This window comes from Flavonifractor sp. DFI.6.63 (assembly GCF_024462255.1).
GTDB classification, from domain to species: Bacteria; Bacillota; Clostridia; order Oscillospirales; family Oscillospiraceae; genus Lawsonibacter_A; species Lawsonibacter_A hominis.
In genome coordinates this window covers 1-1,901 of record NZ_JANGBE010000066.1, presented here as the reverse complement: position 1 = coordinate 1,901, position 1,901 = coordinate 1, and the positions used below count along the sequence as shown (strand labels likewise).

1 protein-coding gene and 1 pseudogene are annotated in these 1,901 nt (G+C 58.4%); both read right to left on the bottom strand.

Going from position 1 to position 1,901, the window contains the following annotated elements:
* Positions 1-913 (bottom strand): hypothetical protein (locus tag NE547_RS17835; RefSeq protein WP_256176612.1); only part of this gene is annotated, 913 nt, incomplete at its 3' end.
* Positions 914-1,039: 126 nt separating this feature from the next.
* Positions 1,040-1,384, bottom strand: a pseudogene (locus NE547_RS18695) (hypothetical protein); the annotation flags it as partial.
* Positions 1,385-1,901 lie beyond the last annotated feature (517 nt).

The following is a 1,901-nucleotide window of genomic DNA, read 5'->3' as shown; positions in this document are numbered from 1 at the left end:
CGTTGCCCACGATGTTGCGCACGTGGGTGCGCGGGTTTCCCAGCATGGCCAGATAGCGCCATGCGTTCCACTTGTCCATCCAGGTGGCGGGCACCTGCCGGGCGATGTCCCGGTAGATCTTCTCCATAGCCGCGTCCCGCCCGGCTTGATCCTGCGCCTGCAGGAACTGATCCACCAGCGCCTCGTCGATGTTCAGGTCCGGGGCCTTGTCCCCATAGCGCTCCGCCAGCTCCCCGCGCAGGTTCTCCACGCTGCGCTGGATGCCATAAAGCTGGCCCTCCGGGGAGAGTTTCTTCAGCATTCTCTGCGCCTGCATGGCCTGCGCTGACTGCGTCGAAAGGGCGGCGTAGTCGGTCAGGATGTCGATCACCGCCCGGCTGTCCCCCGCGTTCATTGCGTTGTTCAGCAGCAGCTGGCCAAGGGCCATCGTGTTTTTTCCTGCCTTCCCGCCCGCCGCCTGCTGGTGGAAGGACTCCCGCGCAGCGTCCCATCCCTTGCTCTCTACGGTCTGGCGCGCCCGTTTTTGGGCCGCCTCATCCGTGATGCGGTCAAACGAAAACTCGCCGTTGGCGATGGCCTGTTCAATGACCTCCACCGCACTGTCCGGCGTCGCCCCGGCCTCCAGGACGGTGGCTGCGGACTTTGGGATGCTCCGCCCCTGGAAGTCCTCCACCGGAACGTCCACCGGGCGGGCCGCCTTCTCGCCCTCCGGGTGGAAGCGCTCCGACTGGTTCTGCAAACGGTTGTAATCCCCGGAAAATCCCGCATTCGCGGCCCCTACGCCGTCATCCCCGGTTTGCCCCCCGGAATTTTGGGCATACTGGGTATTGCCCTTTGCGGAGGAATCTGCTATAATGGGGGCAGAAGAAAGCTCAGGCTCCGTCGTCTTGGACGTAGAGGTTGGGGTCTCCATGGAGGCATCCACCCCGGAGGGAGGGCTTTCAAAGGAAGAACCTGACGGCGGTACGCTTTGGGCGTTATGTGCAGGGTCGCGTTTAGCGGCATTGGACTCCGTAACAAGTGGGTTCTTCTTTTTTTGTATCCAGAGGGTATTTGTCGCCAGCATATGCCGTCCGTCCGTTACTGCCTGAGCGGTGATATAAGTATCTCCGATTTGCTTAGAGAATAGCAGCACGGGCCGTCCAAAGACATCTGTATCCTCAGATAGCGTTACCACATCGGGTGAGGCCAAAACCCTTGGGATTTGTGCGATATCTTCTGCCGAGACCGCGCGCTGCCCCCTTGTGGCCTCTTTCTGAGTGTCCCCGTGGTTTTTGAAAATGTGCTGAACGGAACTTCCGGGAAGGATAGCGGTATATCCGGAAACTTCCACTCCCGTTTGGTCTCGGATCAGTCTCGCTGCGGAGTCAGGAATTGTTCCCATATATAAACGTTCGCTTCCGCCTTTTTTTGAACGCGCATTCTTGACAAAGGACACAATATCGTTGATCGTTCTGGCCACGATATTGTTTTTCCCGGTCGCGAGGTTTGCCGCCGCTTGTTCCGTCAAGGGCACGAGGCCTGTCCCCGCCTCCCCCGTGGAGGCGGTTTTATTTTGCCCTGTTGCCTCCACAGCGCCAGCAGGAGCGGCGTTCGTTGTCTGGACGGGATTGGTATTGCCCGGCTTCGTTTGCGCCGCCCTGCGGGCGGCTCAGACTGTCATAAAACCGGAGCAGAGTTGGACAGCGGGAAGGAAGATCGTGTGAAAGAAACCCTGGAGGGGTGTCTTTCGTGTTGAATCAAACCAAATTTTGAACGTTTGGGAAAGTTCAAAATTTGCCCCAGCCTGGCAAAAGGACTTTTGGGACAAACTGGGCCCCCGGCTAAGCCGGGGGTAAAAAAGTAGCTTATAGCGAGGAGAAAAGTAGAAAAGAAAAAGGCTCCCTGTTAAAGTAAAAGTG